A 19,379-nucleotide genomic window follows, 5' to 3' on the forward strand; every position below is an offset into this window, starting at 1 on the left:
AATTTATTAATTGGAAAGGTAAGGGGAGCCCAGATTTGGTTTGGCACCAAGTCTTCCAGCCTTATAAGCATTAATCAGACTTGCATCCTTTCTTAATGTTGCTGTATCAAAGTCAGCTGCGGAATATAGATTGATGGTTCCGTCTTCATTTTTTTCACTGAACCAAAGCGCATCCCATCTGATAAAATCTGTATCGGCCATTAAAGAGAAATTATGTGTTGTAATTAACAATTGAGATCCATTTGAATTCATTAAAAACATTTGGAGAAAGTATTTCATTAAATCAGGGTGTAAGGAACCTTCCAGCTCGTCAATCCATTTAAATTGATTTCGATAGATCAAGTCATACAACTGTCCTCCCAGGCTAAAGTATTTTTGCGTGCCGTTGCTTTCTTTTTGCAAAGGAAGCAGGTATTGTTCACCTTGGCTGGTTTGATGTATAAAATCAATTTCAATTTCAGATGTTTTTGAGTTTCTGTTGTTAAAGTTGCCGTATACATTCATTAAATCCTTTTCTGAAAGAATATTTGAATTCAAGAGATTTTTAACCTGGTTTTGTAAACTTGGTACATTTATAGAAAGGATTTGATTGTCAGCCCTATTCATGAATTCGTTCATCCATGCCTTAAATTTTTTACTGGATTCTATTCTAAAGGCATTGGATATAATCGCATCGGTACCAAATTTTAAGTCCTCGGCAAAAGTATCGGTAGCCCATACCCTTAATTTTGAGAGTTCGGGAATGTCTACATTCGTTTTTGTAAAAGCGCCAAGTACAGTGTTATTATGAAGTGTATTACTTTCTAACAAATCCTTTTCTCTAACCGGCGCTTTAATGGTACTTCCAAATTGAATTTTGGTTAGAAGTTTTTCTGTATCTGTGTCTCTGGAAAAGAGTAAAGCGGGTTTAGCAGTTTTGTAAAAATTAAGTTTTTCCTGTAAAATAACCTGCTTATTAAATGTAAGGTCATAAACATACCTGATGCCGTTAAAGTAGAAGGAAAGCTCAAAAAATGAATTGTTTATTAAAGGATCTTTACAAAACAAGAAAGGATCAAAATCCAGTTCTTCTGATTTTGTGGTCAATGGCTCCGATAGTAGCTTTTTAATAAATGCAAAAGCATTGAGTATAGTGGTTTTTCCAGAAGCATTTGCCCCGTATATATAGGCGAGTTTTAATAGCCTTCTTCCATCAGGCATTTCAATTTCATAAGCATCTTTTTCAATGCCATCAGCAACTTCAAAGTTGATTTCTATTTCATCTTTGATTGGACCAAAATTCATTATTTTTAAATAATGTATCATTATTTTTATTTATTTCGTAGGTTATATTCAAATATAGCTATTATAATTTGTTTTTACTGCAATATGGTAAATCTTGTTTTTAACTGAATTTGCATGAAGTACCAGGGTCTAGAGAAAAGAAAACCCTGGCCAAAGAAGTAGAACGGTTAAAGCCTTAAAGTTTTTCTTCCTCTATCTCTCCCGGAAAAACCCTGCCGGCTATTAAAGACTCAATATCAGAATAAGGTGTTTGCTCAGGAAGCTCTAAGTTCTTCTTTTTCATCTCACCAAGAATATCCTCTTTAGAAGGACTGAATTCCTTGTCACCACCATCTATTGCTTCTGGCTTGATCACATCAATGTCCGGAACATTGACCCGCATCATTCTCATGGTCTGGTTGGGTTTGGGTATCCCCGATAATTCAGGGGTACTGGCAACATATTCCGAAACCTTTCTTTCTTTGGCAAAAGAGTGGAAAAAATCTTCCCCTCCGGAAATTTCGCCCTGAAAAGTTTTTCTCCCCATGCCTTCCACCTGTAAAGCAGTGGCCCTGGCCAGCGGGCGTGTAGCCGTCCGGATGTGTCTTTTTGCTTTCTCGAGTTCAGACAGTTTGATAAGAGATTTTACCTGGGGGGCCAAAAGGGAATGCATAGGATCATTACCACCCTGATAACGGAGCATGGTTGGGTCCATACCATGAGTTAATATATGCTTTGTTTCCTCAGGAGTTAGGTTCATGCCCCGGTATAAACTGACTTTTTTTCTCGACTGACGGAAAGCTTCCAGGGTTTTCCAGATGTCATCAGGTTCTTTTTCCTCGATCCGGAGTTGTTTTACAAAATCTACAAAATCGTTTACTCTTGTATCCTCATGGGCCAGTCCCATATCATGAACCAGCGGAGTATATTTTTCGCCAAGTACAGTTAATTTTTCGACGAGTTTGGCACCCCGCTCTTCCCCATATTTTAGTACCGCATAATCCAAAGGCGTCTGGCCTTCTTCGGTACTTCTGTCAGAGATAAATTTATACATTTCCGAGCGGTTGGCGCTGCCTTTCATTCCGTGCAGCATTTTTTCGTCCTTAACAACTTCTTTAAGCCGTTCTGTATTTTCAAACTGTTCGGCGTTAAGAGTTTTTTGGTTTAGGGCGAACGTTTTTTCTTCTGTGGTTTTCTGTGACTCTAAAATGCCACGCACATCCTTGTGCCAGTCGCCTTCTTTAGAAGTAAGGTCAAAGTGGTCGTCCTCATTAATGCCTAATTTCAGGGTGTAGCCACCTGCGGGCTGGCCCTGGGCTTTTAAATTTATATGCTCTTCACCCGCCTCTGTAGCATCGAAAACCATTCCGGTTTTGATCAGTTGGGCGCGGGTTTTGTTTTCTCCAATACTTACTGTAAATTTTTTCTGTTCACCAGTGTAGCGGTAGGAGCTGTCTGGCTGAAATACAGCCTGGATAACCTCACTGCTGTTTGCCATTTGTTGAAATTCCCTTATTCTAACCGCTTCGGGACGGTGGTCTTTAAATTGCAAAGCTTGTCTGTTACTGCCCGTTTTTTGGCTAACAGACGTTGCGGCAGCACTGCTTTTATGTTCCTGTGGCTTTTCAGTTTTTAAATACATGGTGTAATCAAGATACAGAATTTCCCGTATAAAAAATATTTTCAAAAGCACCGGTACTTTGCGCTATTTTAGTAATTTCAATATTAAAATACCACCGGACCAAAAAGCAACATGACTTCATTTAATTTAAAGGCTATTGCCCTTATCTTTTTTCTGCTGAGCCCTTGCCTGGCAGGCGCGCAGGAAAATTCTGCTAAAATCGATGAACTTTTAAGTGCCTATGCAAAACTCCACCAGTTTAACGGAACGGCACTGGTGAGTAAAAATGGCCAGGTGATTTATCAGAAATCGTTTGGGTATAAAAATGCAGCAACAAAAGAAGCCATTACCCGGAACAGTATTTTTCAAATCGGCTCGCTGACCAAAAACTTTACCGCTGCATTGATTTTAAAACTGGCCGAGCAGCATAAACTTTCTGTTGAAGATACCATTGGCAAATATTTGCCAGGTTTCCCCAGGGGAGGGGAAATTAAAATTGAGCATTTGCTGACCCATAGTTCGGGTTTGTATGAGATATTCAGAAGCCCTGCTTACCTGAAAGACCTTAACAGCAGGGAAAAGGTGAGTCCTGAAAAATTAATCTCCTATTTTAAAAACGAACCTTTGGATTTTCGTCCGGGAACGGCATTTTCCTATTGCAATTCGGGCTATGACCTTTTGGGTTTTATTATTGAGAAGGTTACGGGTTTAAGTTATGGAAAAGCAATGGAAAGCTATATTTTAAAACCCTTTAAAATGGACCATAGCGGGTTTGATTTTCAAAGCCTGTCTGATCCCGATAAAACCATTGGTTATTCCTATGTATCGGAGAGCAAACAGCGTTTAGCCCCATCCTGGAACCCTTATGCCACTTATTCCTCCGGTGCATTGTACAGTACCGTCGATGATTTAAAAAAGTGGTACCAGGTGTTGAGAAAAAACCAGTTTATTTCGGCCAAAAGCTTTGACGAAGCCACCAGGGACCACATCAGTGGTTATGGTTATGGCTGGTTTATAGATTCTCTGAAAGGAAAAAAAATTATTAACCATTCGGGCAATGTAGAAGGCGGTACCAGTTGTTTTATTATGGAGCCCGACAATAACATTTCCATTATACTTTTAAACAATCTCACCACCCGAAAACTGGAGCCTATAGGAAATGCAGTGCTGGCCATTTTGCTTGATGCCCCTTATAAGGTGCCACAGGCTAAAAAGCCTGTTGTGCTCGACGACGAGGCTTTAAATACTTATGTTGGAAAATATAACATATCGCCCACTTATCAGGTAAGCATTAGCCGGGTTAAAGATCAGTTGTATTTTCAGCTCAATGACCAAAAACCGGTGCCCATGTTTGCCGAAAAGAAAGACGTGTTTTTTTTAGATGACGACGATATGGAGATCAGGTTTAAAGAACTTTCGGGAAATAAAATGAACGAAATTAAAATAAGCCAGGGCGTGTCCAACAAAAGCGGTGAACGGTTGTAGGGCTTGAAAAAAATTGTGTATTTCGGGAGCTGTTGGTTATAATTCTAAGCTTTCGATTTCTTCAGCGGAAAGTTTGGTCACTTCTTTAATGAAAGCATTGTCCATACCTTTTTTCTTAAGTTCAAGTGCAATACCTAAAGCTTTTTTGTGAAATCCTTTTTTCTCACCTCTAATATAAATAGGGTCCTTTTCAATGTTGAAAAATTCGTTTACTGATACCATAATTTCATCTAATTGGTCTTCTAAGTTACGCAATTGAACGAGCACGTGCAATTGGTATATATGTTTGTCTTGTAAAAGTTCACCGGTAGTTTGGTTTTTAATGTCCATAACGATTTGTTTGAGAATTTGTTTTGGATCTTCTATTCCCGGATTGCCTAATATGGCTAATAGTTTTTGCTCTATTCTATCTGACAAATTTCATTGTTATTTAATCTTTTATTGTTTTTTAAGTACTTGTAATTCATTATATTAGGGGTATTAATTAACCTCTCAAATTTGAATTATGCTCAAAAAACTTAAAAAGGCTGTTCTCAAAGTCCAAAAATCAGACGAGGTCAGCCCCTCGGCGTACTTTTACCACAAGTACCCTTCAACCGGAGAAAAAAACAAAATTAAAATTGTTCAACCCTTAGCCGGAGCGCTGGAATTCCAGCTAAGTATACCCGATGATGAACTTTTGGCAGCAGTGAAAACCGCGTACAGCAATTTACTGCAACTGCCAGGGGTTTCCATTGGAGATATTGTGCTGCTGCTGGCCGTAGGCCCGGAGCTTTTGGCAGGCACCAAAGTTTGGCTGCAGGCCGGTATCGAATATTTTTCTATGAACCACGGACCCATACTCTGTCATGGAGAAGACCTGGGCGACCGGTTCCATGCAGTGTTTATCCGGCGCTTTCCTGCAAGGTGCGCTGCAGATACCCCTACAAGTTATTACGATGAATTTAAACTGATTTACTGATGAACAGAAAATTTGTTTTGAACTTACTTGCCGGTATGGCAGGTTTGTTCATTTGTTCCTGTGCGGCAAAACCCATACTGACCAATTTCCATGAAGGGGTTTACGGTTACGATTCTACAAAAATGGATGTGTTAGAGGTGACAGTAACACCAAGGCCCGTTATTGTACCCAAAGAAGACAAGCCAGTGCTGCGGACTTTTGTCGATTTTCCCGATTCGTTGAAACACTTGTATCTAAAAACCATGGCCGCCAGAACCAAAACTCCGGAAGAACTGGTTAAAGCATTACAAATTCCACTTGTCAAGGAAGAAAAAAAAGAGGCGGCAGCACGCCCGACTAAGTTTGACGAGTTTAAATTGGTTTTTGAATTTTCGAACACCAAAAAATATTACAACAGTAAACTGATGATGCATCCGGGAACAAGAATGGAACTTTTAAATACCACGTTAAGCATTGCCCCGGATTCCTATGCCTCCTTTTATTCTATAGATAAATTGCAAAATGAAATTGAGCAGGCCGATTTTGGGGCCCTGAGCAGAATGCAAAACGTTAAATACGATTTAAAGTTAACCGGCGAAGGCAGCTTGGGCAGCGGGACCACGCAAAAAACGGTAAACGGATCTTCCAATTCCAACAGCAGGAAAAACGACTATACGGGTACCGCATATAATGGCAGTGATAAAGAGACCGGAAAAAACAATGCCGTAAACAGTTTCGAAAATGGAAGCACCAGCAACAGGGAAACCAATACCACAGCTGATGCCAAAGCAACGGCAAAGGCCGAGGCGGCTTATGCAAATGAGCAGGTCATAAACGAAGCCAGGGCCGTTAAACTGGAAAGAATGCGGCTTGGTTTTGCAATGAAGGAAAAATCTTTAAGCATCACCCAGGGGGCCCTTCCAGGCGGGGACATTAGTTTAAACGTATTTGTAACGGCAGTTTTGCAATTTAAAAACCCAAAGGATGCCCATCTGGTCGATACACAGGACGTTTATTATTTTGAAAACCTTTTTGACGCAGACAATCAGGCAACCCCGGCAAAAGACCTGAGTTTTAGCAAACGAAGGGTAACCTATGTGAATTGTAAAAATGCAACAGACATCAATTTAAGCAGCAGTTATGAAGGCTCGGTTAGAATGGTTGGCAATGAAAAGGGAAAAAGCGGAAACAACATGCTCGAATACGACGACCATGTTACCTACCGGAAGCTCATTAAAGGAGTGCCTCAGGAACTTAAAATTGATGCCCAAAGATTTTGTAAAAATACCTATAGGGTGGTGGCCAATATAGACGAAGGCAAAGAAGACTATGTGCTGCGCATTAGCGCACCGCTGGACATGAAGGTCACCCTGTTCACAGACGACGAACCCGAGCTGTTTTTACAGTGGTTGCGCAACGTGATCAGCCAGCCTAAAGTTGCAGCATTGACATCAAAAAAAATCAGGTTGTATTTTTACAGTGCCAGCTCGAAAAAAAGTATCCTGGTGGTGGGCAGTGAAGTGGCTAAAAGCTTAAAAGATTTAGATCGTTTAAGCAACATCCGTTTGGAAGAAGTACTGCCACCGGTGGCACCAGTGGTGGATAAATCTTAAAGTTAAATTTTTTTCCAATACCACCGGTACTTTTGCCCTGGTCAAACGTTCTTCCTAGTATAAGCCAAATACTATGAACCACCACCAGGTGATCCGATTACTTGAAAAATACAACAGCGGTTTATGCAGTTCAGCAGAACAACAACGCATAGAACAATGGCTGGATAAGCAGCAGCTGCCAGAAAACCCCTGGGCAGGCTTTGACCAGGCTACCCGCCGGCAAAGCCTGTTAAAGGTGCGCAGCAGGCTAAAGCACAGCATTGGCCAAAAGAAAAAACATCAGCTTTGGAAAAGCCTGCTGCAAAGTGCCGCCATTTTGGTGCTGCTTGCCGGGGCTGTGTTTTTTTACCATAAAGCTAAGCACAATGCACCGGACCCCTTAAAACAAAACCTGGCGCAAAACGATGTAAAGCCCGGTGGCAACAAAGCCTACCTGACCCTGTCTAATGGCAAGCGCATTGCCCTAAGCGATGCCGCCAACGGACAGCTGGCCACAGAATCCGGGGCGCAGATTACCAAAACAAAGCAGGGTGAAATTACATACACGGACCTGCAACCTGCAAAACCAGGCGCCCGGCAGTACAACACCATAGAAACCCCTAAAGGAGGCACCTATCAGCTGCGTTTGCCCGATGGGACCAAAGTGTGGCTCAACGCCGCTTCAATGCTGCGGTATCCGGTTTCATTTGCCGCGAGTGCAAACCGTGTGGTAGAATTGAGCGGCGAAGCCTACTTTGAAGTGGCTAAGGATAAACAGCACCCCTTTAAAGTGAATTCTGCAGGGCAACAGGTAGAAGTGCTGGGCACACACTTTAACATCAATACCTACCCGGACAACAAAAGCCCCAAAACCACTTTGCTCGAAGGCGCCGTAAAAGTTAAAGCCTTTGGCGGGCAGAAAGTATTGCAGCCCGGAGAAGAGGCCAGCTTGTACAGCGGCAACATCCATATTGAAAAAGCCGACCTGCAGCAGGCCCTGGACTGGAAAAACGGTGACTTTATGTTTCGAAAAGAAAGCCTGTTGCACCTGATGCAAAGGGTGGCCCGCTGGTACGACATTGATGTGGTGTATGCAAAAGACCTCGATACCGGCCAAACCTTTAGCGGTCAGGTGTCCAGAACAAAAAACCTAAGCGAAGTACTTAAAAGCCTGGCCTTAAGCGGACAACTCAAATACCAGGTTCAAGGGCGTACCGTAACCCTGTACCTTTAACAGCCGGTTAAAGCATTGTATAAAATAAACCAAACACAAAAACGAACATGAAAGCAGCACATCCGCAGTAAAGGAAACCAAGCCCTATGGATGAGCCAAAAAAACCGGATAGTGTTCGTAGCACCATCCGGAAAGATTTTGGGTCACACCCTCCCGGGGTAAGGGAGAAAATCAATTTGACAAGACTTTATGTATAAACCCAACACAGACAAAAGTATGAATTTAAATGCTTTTAACCTAGGTGTGCCCAGTCTGCGCATACCTCCAACATTACTATTGATGATGCGATTAACCATCCTGATGCTCTGCGCAGGTATTTTACAGGTGAGTGCCCGTACTTACGGGCAAAAAATCACTTTAACACAACGCAATGCCCCGCTGGTGGCTGTACTTAAAGAACTCCGGAAACAAAGTGGCTACGATTTTTTGTACAGCGACAAAATTATGGAGCAGGCCAAACCCGTTAGCCTGGATGTTAAAAATGCCGGGCTGGAAGAAGTGCTGGAACGCTGTTTTGAAAACCAGCCTTTAAGCTATAACATCGAAAACAAAATTGTAACCATTAAAGCGAAAACGCCTTCCTTTCTGGAAAAGCTGGCTGCTGCCTGGCGCAATGCCGATGTGCATTGCCGTGTGGAAGATGAAAAAGGGGAGCCCTTGGCTGGGGCGTCGGTAAGGGTAAAGGGAACCAACAAAGCCGTAGTGACCGACGATAAAGGCGAGTTTACCATAAAGCAGCTGGAAGAAAATACGGTGCTGGTCATTTCGTACCTGGGCTATAAAACAAAGGAGATTTTAGCAAAGGAAGTTTCGGGCTCTTCGGCCATACAGCTGGAACCAGCGGCAGGAGAGCTTAAAGAAGTAGGGATTATCAGTACCGGTTACCAGAACCTAAATAAAGAAAGGGCCACGGGGAGTTTTGTACAGGTCGATAACCAGCTGCTCAACCGCGACCTGGGCAGCAACGTACTGGCCCGGCTGGATGGGATCACCAGCGGGGTGATTTTTAACAAAGCGGCCAACCGGGTAGGAAACGACCCGACCATAAGCATACGGGGCCGGAGCACCATTTTTGCAAACACCAACCCGCTTATTGTACTGGACAATTTCCCTTATGAGGGAGATGTAAACAACATTAACCCCAGCGACATCGAATCGGTAACGATATTAAAAGATGCCGCTGCGGCATCCATTTGGGGCGTACGGGCCGGTAACGGGGTCATCGTACTGAGCTCAAAAAAAGGGAAATACAACAGTGCCCCATCGGTTGCCTTTCGTTCGGTATACAGCATCAATGAAAAGGAAAACCTGTTTGCTGTACCACAACTCAGCTCGGCACAGTTTATCGAAGTGCAAAGGTTTTTCTTTGAAAAGGGCTATTATGATAGAGAGTTAAGCGCTTTTCCTTATAATCCACAATCGCAGGCAGTCGACCTGCTGGAGCAGCAACGCAAAGGTTTAATTAGTATGGCCGAGTTAAACAATCGTTTGGAAGCTTTAGGGAAAATTGATACCCGCACCGATTATATTAAATATTTTTTACGGCCGGCCCAATTGCAACAATATGCTTTAAGCATTAGCGGGGGTGGGCCGCATAACCAGTATTACTTTTCAGCAGGCTACGACCAGAACCTGGGCAGTAAAGTGTCAGACGATAACAACCGCTTAACTGTCAATGCCCGCAATACCTATAATTTATTTAAAGACCGCTTGGAGCTCAGTACCGGCTTATTGTTTGTTAAAACCCGGTCCCGGTCTAATGCCAATTCTTATGGCATTGAATATCCTTATGAGCAATTGACCGATGCTTCGGGCAATGCTTTGGCGGTAACCAGAGATTATAGTCAACCAGCTAAAGATGCTTATTTGGGCAAAGGTTTACTGGACTGGAACTATTACCCCCTAAATGAAAGGTTTAACCAGGGCAATGTAAACAAAAACACAGAATACACTTTAAACCTGGGGCTTAACTATAAAATTTTACCCAAACTGCTGGACATACAAGCCACCTACCAATACCAGCAAGGCAATAGTGAAGGGGTGAGTACGAATGCATTAAATGACTATTCGACAAGGAAACAGATCAACGGTTTTAGCCAGATTGATCCTGTAACAGGCGTAGTGTACCGCCCCCTTCCTTTAGGTGATATTGTAAGCACCAATACAGGAACTTACAGCGTTCAAAACGGCAGGTTGCAACTCAACTACCATCAGGTTTTTGGAACAGCACATGAAATCACGGCATTAGCAGGAACAGAAATTAGGGATTATAATACTTTTGCCAGTTCAGGAGGTTTTTATGGTTATAATGGAAGCACAGCCACAGATCAACAGGTAGACTATTTTAAATACTATCCACTGTTGATTGAAGGATATAATTCCATAATTGACAGGCTTGGAGGAAGCCAATCCGGGACAACAGACCGCTATATTTCTTATTATGCCAATGCAGCCTACATTTACCAATCTAAATACATTTTGTCTGCCAGTATCCGAAAAGATGAATCCAATTTGTTTGGGGTTAATGCCAATCAAAAAGGAGTGCCATTATATTCGATGGGCCTGGCATGGGAACTAAATAAAGAGAAATTTTACCATTTGGCAGCCTTGCCCAATTTAAAATTAAGGCTCACTTATGGTTACAACGGGAATCTGGACAAAAGACTTTCTGCTTATGTCACTTCTAGTCAAGAAATTTATCCGAATCAATTCAGTGAACTTTATCAAAAAATTGAAAACCCACCAAACCCCAATTTAAGCTGGGAAAAGATACGGAACATTAACGTAGCTGTAGATTTTGCTTTAAAAAATCAGGTGCTAAGTGGTAGCATAGAGTTTTATTCAAAAAAAGGGACAAACTTAATAGGGGATAGCCCTATGGCTCAACAGTCCGGTATTACAACATTTAGAGGGAATACGGCTGATGTGTTGACTAAAGGTTTGGAACTTACCTTAAATAGCATAAATCTAAAAGGGAGTGTAAGTTGGAGGACTAATTTTCTGTTCAACTATGTGAAAGATAAAATTACGGGTTATAAAATACAAGGAGCAATTAACGACTATTATGTAGGCAATGATATCCCTATTATCGGCAAACCTTACGCTGCACTTTTTGCCTACCGTTGGGCAGGGCTAGATAACCAGGGCAACCCACAAGGCTATTTAGACGGTCACGTCAGTAAAGATTATAAAGCCATGGAACTCACTGCCCGAGCAGATCAACTGGTATATAAAGGTTCGGCCAGTCCAACCATTTTTGGAAGCTTACGTAATGATTTTTTTTATAAAGGCTTTGGGTTTTCGGTGAATGTCATTTATAAAATGGGTTATTATTTCAGGCGACCATCTTATGTAAGTCGTAGTCCGGTTTATGCAAGCACCACAGATTACGAGAAACGTTGGCAAAAACCGGGTGATGAAAATTATACCAATGTGCCTTCTGTCATTTATCCTTCAGACGGTTTGAGAAGTAGCTTTTTTGAGAGATCAGAAGTCCTCGTAGAAAAAGGCGATCACATCCGCCTGCATGACCTGCAATTCAATTATACGTTTAGTCACATCGCTAAATCCATTTTGAACCACTTTAAATTATCCTTTACAGCCAGCAACCTGGGGGCTATTTTGTGGCGGGCCAATAAATTGGGATTGGATCCAGACAATGTAGGAAAGAACCGTTTTTATGCTCCTGTACCTAGGGTTTATGCCATAGGCGCAACAGTTACTTTATAAAATATCAATCCCATACAAATGAAACTAAAAAATACCTTACTAATCCTTTTAATGCTATTTGCACTGCAAGGCTGTAAAAAGGCTGAATTTTTAGATAAAAAACCAAATACAAAATTGGTGGTGCCCGAAACTTTAGCCGATATGAAGGCCATTTTGGATAATTTGGATGTTATGAACGGCTGTAGTCCAGGCCTCCCGGTTTTATCAGCCGATGAATACTTTTATCCAGCACTTTCCGATTGGAATTCGGCTTCAACCGCTACAGAAAGAAATGCCTATATCTGGGCAAAAGACATTTATGTGGGAACGCAAATCATCGGCGATTGGAACAAGCCTTACGGGGCTATATTTTATGCCAATGTGGTTTTAGACCAATGGAATAAACTACCGACTGATCAAAAGAATAGTCCTACTGGACAATTTGTAAAAGGATTTGCACTTTTTCATAGGGCCTATAATTCTTATGAGTTATTACAAACCTTCTCGGTAGCGTATGATCCTGCAACAGCAGGTTCAGATCTGGGCATTCCATTACGGTTATCTTCAGACATCAATGATCGCCAACCCCGCGCTTCTGTTCAACAAAGTTACCAGCAGGTAATTTTGGACCTAGAAAACGCAGAAGCTTTGCTTGCAGGTACTCCTTTTCCAGAGAAGAATAGAAACCGTCCTTGCTCTGCAAGCTTAAATGCTTTAGAGGCCAGGGTATATTTAAGTATGCGAAATTATCCAAAAGCACAAGACGCCGCCAAAAAATCTCTGGCTTTATACAATAAACTGGTGGATTACAACTCTCTGGATCAAAATAGTGATTTTCCTTTTGGCTTTGATTACCTAAATATTTTTCTAGAGGTATTATGCTTAAAGTCATCCAGTATTTATAATAATACGGTTATGGGGTTTAATGCTGGGCTTCCAACTGAACAGTCCTTAATTGATCTGTACGAATCAAATGATTTACGTAGAACCATTTTTTTTAGTGTGTATCAGGGAAATTTTTACCTGAAAGCTGGATATGTGTTTAATGGATTTTTTTTTACTGGTCTTGCAGTAGATGAAGTCTACCTAATCAATGCAGAGTGTTTAGCCCGAAAGGGTGATCTGGATAATGCTCTAAAGTTTTTAAACCAGCTATTGGAAAAACGTTACGTAACAGGTAAGTATGTGGCTTTTCAATCTACTTCTAAGCAGGAAGTAATAGACAAGATCCTTTTGGAACGCAGAAAAGAACTGGTTTGGAGAGGGCTCAGGTGGTCTGACATCAAACGCCTCAATAAGGAAGGTTCGAACATTACTTTAACCCGTAACCTTGGCGGCCAAACTTATACTTTACCGCCTAATGATCCTCGCTATGCTTTACCTATCCCTGATGATGAAATCGCTTTAAGCGGTATTCAGCAAAACCCACGCTAAAGAACTTAAATATTAACTCAAATAAATCAGTACTAATCAACAAAAATATACTATGAGACAAATTATATGGTTATTCCCGGTATTTCTTCTGTTCTACACAGTCAAACTGAAAGCCCAGAAAGCTATTGGCACTTTTATCCTGCACGGAGAAATTGACCCCAAACTAAAAGTAGACTCGGTATACATTGCCTTTAACAATTATTATTCAGACTACTTATATCAATCTGCTTATATGCAACAGATATACTGTAAAGTGAAAAATGGAAAATTTGAATTGAAACTCGATAATGTAGATGAGGTTGGGTATATGCGAATGTTTGCCTATGGCGATAAAATATACGAAGGTAGGGATCTTTTTTTGGTAGAAGCGGGTGATGAAATATGGCTAAAGGCAGATGGAAAATACCTTGCATTTAGTGGTAAAGGTGCTGAGAAATACAATTACATTGTACAGGCTGAAAACAAAATAACTGCTTTTCGAAAAGAACACCCAATACCAAAATTTACTTCAAAAATAGAAAGACTGCGTTTTTCCCGTAAGCTAGGAGCAGAAGAAACGAAGGAACGACAAATGATGTTGGAACAATGCAAGGGAAAACTGACTGAAAAGAGTTATGCTTTACTGGAATTTGACAATATAAGCCGGCCAATTTATTCAGATATTGATCAGTTGTTTGGAGTAAATGGCTATGATCCTGCTCCATATAAAGACCATTACAAGGAAATTTTAGCTTATTACGATTTGGACGCGCCCTCGGAATTTATTGCAGAGCGGTCCCAGTATTATGCAGACCTGCTTTATAGAAAAGAACTGATGGAGGTGCTGAATGAAGATCCTGATTACGATTTGAAGAAGAGCTATAACATCGATTACGGGAAATTAGTAAATAACATTTTAAAAGGATATTCCGGTCCTTTAAGAGATAAAATTTTTGCCATTAGCAGAAGGTTGGGTGGCCAAACCAAAAGCTATGATCAGTCTTTAAAACAAGTTTTAAACATAATGGACACCAAAAGGTATAAAGGCGTTTTAACAGCAGAATGGAATGCTTTTGGGAAAGGAAAAGATGCCTTTGATTTTCATTTAAAAGATACTACCGGTAAAATGATTAGCCTGAAGGATTTAAGGGGAAAGGTAATTGTCGCTGAATTGTACTTTACAGGTTGCCATTGGTGTATTGTTCAAAACGATGCAATGAAACCTGTGGTCAAGGAGTTTAAAAACAACCCCAATGTGGTTTTTTTATCTGTGAACCTCGATAAAACGATGAAATCATTTCGGGAGGCTGTCAAAGGAGGCAAATACACCCATCCGGAATCCATCAATGTATATACCAATGGCAAAGGGGAAGATCATGAGCTCATGAAACATTATGGTTTTTCAGGAGCACCTTATGTTATATTAATTGATAAAAATGGAAAGATGCTGGATGGCCATCCGATTGTACCCTGGGTAGGAGATGAAAATGGTATCAATCAGGAGCGTCAGGATATTTTTGTGAAAAGTATCAAAGACTACCTGGCGGCCAACCCCTCCACCACACCAGCTCCTATAAAAATGTCCAAAAACTAATACGCTCCATATTAGGTTAAGTATTCCGGGGCCTGTGGCCACAGGCCCGGTTTACCCCTGTAGCGTTTTCAAAACAATAAAAATTGTAAAACTTAAACCCAGCAAACCATGCACAAGAACCTTAAAAACAGCCTGAACCATTTTGGCTGGCTGCTCTATGTATCGGGCAGTACCAGCATTCCCTTTCTCAAAGACCCTGCACCCGACATAGAACGGGCCTACAAAACCTTTACCGACCAAATGTTTGCCGACATTTTAAACGATCCGCAAAAGGCCCGTAAAAACTGGTTCCCTTTAAAAAGGGAACTGATTAACCTGCTCGACCAGGCTACTGAGGTGATCTGTGCCTTTAAAGATGACGACCCCAGGCGCTGCAATGCGGCCGTAAGCATTTACAACAAGCTGTGTATGATCATCGACTTTTTAGACGATTTTCAGGAGCAGCCCGCCTAGATTTTTTTGTCACCCGGGACATCAAAATTTTTATAATCCATACTTTATTTTGTATAACACTAAACCCTTAATCATTTCTCTTTATGAATTTTACCAGTAAAGATCTGGAAAACTATTTCTGGACATCCGGGAACCACATTACCACCACCAGCGGTGTAGAAATTGTCCTTCATGCCAGCGCCCTGGTTGAACTTTCTGTTTTACTGCGCAACGAGCTGGACTATCCCGAGCGTTATCAGGTAAGTGCTTCTTTTTACTCTTTAAGCGCTTTTATGGCCTTTTTTGCTTTTGAAAATTACCAGTCCATTGAGCAGATTTCCGTGCAGGACCTGCTCGCTTTGTACAGGCTGGGTTATGCGCATTTGGAAAGGGTGTAGGGAGGCGTTTTTAGCTTGGTTTGCATTAACCTTTATTAACGTTTTTGCAAGCTTGGTTTAGGTTTAAGTGGCTGTTTATCTGGTATTTTTGTTCAAACAGAGCCAATGAAATTTAAATAGAGAAGAAATGAAAATATATGTATAAAAACCAAAAACTACTACTTACTGCATTACTTGCAGGAATAGGTCTGCCGGCGCTTACCACTGCGCAGGTTACAAAAAACAGTCCGCCAAAAAAGCAGGCGAGTGTTCAGACGGTAAAGGCGCAACAAGTCCTTCCGCTTGACCCTACGGTCAGGGTAGGTAAATTACCCAATGGCTTTACTTATTATATCCGTCAAAATAAAGAACCGAAAAATAGAGTGGTCATGTACCTGGCCAATAAGATAGGCTCTATTTTGGAAACAGACCAGCAGCAGGGACTTGCCCATTTTATGGAACACATGAGTTTTAACGGAACAAAACACTTTCCTAAAAGCGAACTGATCAATTATCTTCAAAAATCGGGGGTACGATTTGGTGCCGACCTGAATGCTTATACAGGCTTTGATGAAACCGTTTACCAGTTGCCCTTACCAAGTGACAATCCGGAAATACTAAAGAATGGCTTACAGATTATGCGCGACTGGGCACAGGACGTCACGCTTGATCCGGTGGAAATTGACAAAGAGCGTGGTGTGATCCTGGAAGAAAAACGCTTGGACAAGGGGGCTTCTGAACGGATGGATAAACAAACTTTTCCTATCCTGCTGAATCAATCGAGGTATGCATCGCGTTTACCCATTGGAACCGAAGAGGTTTTGTTGAATTTTAAACCCGAAGAGATCCGCTCTTATTACAGGGATTGGTACCGGCCAAACCTGCAGGCACTGATTGTTGTGGGAGATATAGACGTTAACAAAATGGAGCAAAGTATTAAAGCGAAGTTTTCAGACTTGAAAAACCCGGTCCGGGAAAAACCAAGAACAAAATACCGCGTTCCTTTAACGGGTAAAAACCAGTTTGTGGTGGTTACTGATAAGGAAATGCCTTCGACTGTTGCGCAGGTGGTTATTAAACATACAGCACCCGAACTGAAAACAGAAAGTGACTACCGCAGCTCGCTGATCCGTGGGTTGTTTAATCAAATGTTAAGCCATCGTTATAAAGAATTGTCCAGGCAAGCAGATCCTCCATTTTTGGAGGGTGGTGCCGGTATAGAAGACCTTTTGGGCGGGCTGGATAATTATACGGTCACCGTGTCGGCCAAGCCTGGTGAACTGGAAAAGGGCTTTAAGGCCGTTTGGCGGGAAAGCCGCCGGCTACAGCTTTTTGGTTTTACCCAAACAGAGTTGGATAGGGCCAAACAAAACTACCTGAGCCGCATGGATGCTGCTGTTAAAGAAAAGGATAAAACAGCTTCCCAAGCTTATGTGGAAGCGTATCTGCAGCATTTTCTGAAGCAAATTGCAGTTCCTGGTCTGGTAAAGGACAACGAACTGGTCCATAAATTTATTCCCGGCATTACGCTGGCCGAATTGAACGGCGTAAGCAAAGAATACATACAGGACACCAACAGGGATATTGTGATTATGGCCCCCGATAAAGACAAAGCCACAATGCCTGCTGAAGCCAAAGTACTTGGCTGGATCGATGCTGTAAATGCAGAAAAACTGGAAGCTTATAAAGACAATGTAAACACTTTACCTTTGTTGGTCAACCAGCCTGTAACCGGAAAAATTGCGACAGAAGAAAAGGATGTTCAACTTGGAATAACCAGGTTAACCTTAAGCAATGGGGTTAAGGTCATTTTAAAGAAAACAGATTTTAAAAACAACCAGATATTGTTTAGGGCATTTTCTAATGGGGGTACTTCTCTGTACAGTGATGCTGATTTTCAAAGTGCATCTAAAGCAGCCGGTCTGGTGGCCGCAGGTGGACTGGGTAATTATACAGCCACCCAACTGGATAAATTTTTGTCTGGTAAACAACTGAAAGTAAAGCCATATATAAGCGAACGCAGCCAGGGTTTTAGCGGCAGTTCGACACCCGGGGATTTGGAAACAGCTCTTCAATTGGTATATGGTTATGTAACTGAGCCCCGTAAAGATCCGGAAATTTTTAAAGGGATTATAGCCAATGCAAAAGACGAGCTGGCCAACAGGTCAGATGATCCGGAAAAAGTTTTTGGGGATACGGTAAATGCGGTATTGAGTAATTACAATGTTCGTCGTACCGGACCAAGCCTGGAAAAAATTAGTCAGATTAGTCTTGACAGGGCCTTTGAAATTTATAAAGAACGTTTTTCCAATGCGGCAGACCTTACTTTTACCTTTGTGGGCAGTATAGATGAAGCGCAAATAAAACCTTTGCTGGAAAAATACCTGGGTTCACTTCCTTCGACCGGAAAAAAAGAAGAGGCAAAAAACCTGGGTATCGGTATTCCTGAGGGGGTAATTTCTAAAACTGTACATAAGGGATCGGAGCCGAAAGCCACGGTTTACCTGATATTTTCGGGGTCATTTGATTACAGTTATGAAAACGACCTGAAATTAGAGGCCATAAAGGAAGCGCTGGAAATCAGGATGACCGAACGACTGCGGGAAGAAGAAGGTGGTGTATACACACCAGGGGTAGATGTGGGGACTTCCAAGTTTCCTGAAGAAAAATTTAGTCTGGTTGTTTCTTTTGGTTGTGCACCTGCCAACGTTGAACGCCTGATTGCTTCGGCTGTGGATGAGGTGAATAAACTGAAAAAAGAGGGGCCTTTGCTGGAAAATGTCAATAAATTTAAAGCTGAAGATGTAAGGAGACGGGAAACAGAATTAAAGACAAATGTTTTTTGGCTGAATTACTTAAATGAGCAGTTGTTAATCAATGAGCCATTGAACAAGCTGTTTGATTACGATGCTACAATGAATAAAATTAGCGTTTCGAGCTTAAAGGAAATTGCAGCCAAATACCTGACCGGAAAAAATTACATCAGACTGGTTTTATTGCCTGAGACTAAATAACAGGCTATTTATTAGCTTATATTTCATGTGTGATATTTCATTCATATGAGGTGTTCATAGCCTAATATGAATGAAATATCATTCTAGTTAATAACCCTCCATCATTTTCAGGCGGGTTTTTGTTTTTGAAGGAAGCCCGGTAATGCTTTTCTAGTTTATGTAAATATACTTTAAGTTTACTTTGTTTTTCTGTGTTGAATAATTGTTTTCTAATTATATAGATTTAAGTAAATTTGTAAAGAAAGAGGCTGAACTTGAAACAGGTCTTGACATCTGGCTGTATTCATTGAAGCATCTGAGCGAACAGGATGATATACCGGCTCACCTGAAACAAACTATATTTGAAAAGCTATATGATGTAGCGAATTATTTTAATATGCCAAAAGAGGAACAGGACATGTATAACGAAAGTTTAAAAAGGAAATGGGACCAGGAGGCGGTGCTGGCCAGGAAACTGGAGGCGGGTTTGGAGCAGGGTCGAGAGGAAGGGATGAAAGAAGGTAGGGAAGAAGGACGCGAGGAAGGGATTCAGGAGGGTAAGTTAGAAGTAGCTCTTGAAATGAAAAAGAATGGAGTGCCATTACAGGACATTGCTAAATATACCGGGCTTTCTTTACCCGAGCTGGAAAAGCTATCTTAATACCGTTGCAATTTAAAGGATTGGCCTAATCCGGATGTTGGCTCCCGTAACTTAAAAATAAACTGA

Annotated in this window: 14 protein-coding genes; 11 read left to right on the plus strand and 3 right to left on the minus strand. The window is 41.5% G+C overall.

Features of this window, described 5'->3' with window-relative positions:
• Positions 1–6: 6 nt before the first annotated feature.
• Together B0O44_RS10815 and B0O44_RS10820 are read right to left on the minus strand one after the other, a co-directional pair.
• A complete protein-coding gene (locus tag B0O44_RS10815; RefSeq protein WP_110830114.1) occupies positions 7–1,305 on the minus strand; it encodes an AAA family ATPase in 1,299 nt (432 codons plus the stop codon).
• Positions 1,306–1,459: 154 nt separating this feature from the next.
• On the minus strand, positions 1,460–2,905 hold the full coding sequence (locus B0O44_RS10820) for a hypothetical protein (protein WP_110830117.1): 1,446 nt from the start codon (positions 2,903–2,905) through the stop codon (positions 1,460–1,462).
• A 111-nt stretch (positions 2,906–3,016) separates the two neighbouring features.
• Between B0O44_RS10820 and B0O44_RS10825 the strand changes: the two genes are divergently transcribed.
• Complete coding sequence (locus B0O44_RS10825; protein WP_110830119.1) at positions 3,017–4,369, plus strand: serine hydrolase; 1,353 nt, start codon at positions 3,017–3,019, stop codon at positions 4,367–4,369.
• A gap of 36 nt (positions 4,370–4,405) precedes the next feature.
• Here B0O44_RS10825 and B0O44_RS10830 read toward each other — a convergent pair whose 3' ends face one another.
• Positions 4,406–4,786, minus strand: coding sequence for a hypothetical protein (locus tag B0O44_RS10830; protein ID WP_110830122.1), 381 nt, complete (start codon positions 4,784–4,786; stop codon positions 4,406–4,408).
• Positions 4,787–4,874: 88 nt separating this feature from the next.
• Between B0O44_RS10830 and B0O44_RS10835 the strand changes: the two genes are divergently transcribed.
• The 10 genes from B0O44_RS10835 to B0O44_RS10880 all read left to right on the plus strand — a co-directional run bounded on the left by B0O44_RS10835 (position 4,875) and on the right by B0O44_RS10880 (position 19,313).
• Positions 4,875–5,330 (plus strand): hypothetical protein, encoded by a 456-nt coding sequence (locus tag B0O44_RS10835; RefSeq protein WP_110830124.1) that lies wholly within the window; start codon positions 4,875–4,877, stop codon positions 5,328–5,330.
• Positions 5,330–6,922, plus strand: a complete 1,593-nt coding sequence (locus tag B0O44_RS10840) for a hypothetical protein (protein WP_110830126.1) — start codon at positions 5,330–5,332, stop codon at positions 6,920–6,922. Before B0O44_RS10835 ends, B0O44_RS10840 begins: the two co-directional genes overlap by 1 nt.
• 73 nt (positions 6,923–6,995) lie before the next feature.
• Positions 6,996–8,135: a FecR family protein gene (locus tag B0O44_RS10845; protein ID WP_110830129.1), complete on the plus strand. Its 1,140-nt coding sequence runs from the start codon at positions 6,996–6,998 to the stop codon at positions 8,133–8,135.
• Between the two features lie 189 nt (positions 8,136–8,324).
• Positions 8,325–11,864 (plus strand): SusC/RagA family TonB-linked outer membrane protein, encoded by a 3,540-nt coding sequence (locus tag B0O44_RS10850; RefSeq protein ID WP_110830131.1) that lies wholly within the window; start codon positions 8,325–8,327, stop codon positions 11,862–11,864.
• Positions 11,865–11,882: 18 nt separating this feature from the next.
• Complete coding sequence (locus B0O44_RS10855) at positions 11,883–13,277, plus strand: RagB/SusD family nutrient uptake outer membrane protein (protein WP_110830134.1); 1,395 nt, start codon at positions 11,883–11,885, stop codon at positions 13,275–13,277.
• A gap of 52 nt (positions 13,278–13,329) precedes the next feature.
• Positions 13,330–14,850 (plus strand): TlpA family protein disulfide reductase, encoded by a 1,521-nt coding sequence (locus B0O44_RS10860; RefSeq protein WP_110830136.1) that lies wholly within the window; start codon positions 13,330–13,332, stop codon positions 14,848–14,850.
• 108 nt (positions 14,851–14,958) lie between these two features.
• Positions 14,959–15,303, plus strand: coding sequence for a hypothetical protein (locus tag B0O44_RS10865; protein WP_110830138.1), 345 nt, complete (start codon positions 14,959–14,961; stop codon positions 15,301–15,303).
• An 83-nt stretch (positions 15,304–15,386) separates the two neighbouring features.
• Entirely contained in the window at positions 15,387–15,680 is a 294-nt protein-coding gene (locus B0O44_RS10870; protein WP_110830141.1) for a hypothetical protein, read from the plus strand.
• 137 nt (positions 15,681–15,817) lie between these two features.
• Positions 15,818–18,673 carry a M16 family metallopeptidase gene (locus B0O44_RS10875; RefSeq protein ID WP_110830143.1) on the plus strand — a complete coding sequence of 952 codons (2,856 nt, stop codon included), beginning with the start codon at positions 15,818–15,820 and terminating at the stop codon, positions 18,671–18,673.
• Between the two features lie 202 nt (positions 18,674–18,875).
• Positions 18,876–19,313 carry an Rpn family recombination-promoting nuclease/putative transposase gene (locus B0O44_RS10880; RefSeq protein ID WP_110830146.1) on the plus strand — a complete coding sequence of 146 codons (438 nt, stop codon included), beginning with the start codon at positions 18,876–18,878 and terminating at the stop codon, positions 19,311–19,313.
• The last annotated feature ends 66 nt before the right edge of the window (positions 19,314–19,379 follow it).

It is taken from the genome of Pedobacter nutrimenti (assembly GCF_003208655.1).
Classification (GTDB): domain Bacteria; phylum Bacteroidota; class Bacteroidia; order Sphingobacteriales; family Sphingobacteriaceae; genus Pedobacter; species Pedobacter nutrimenti.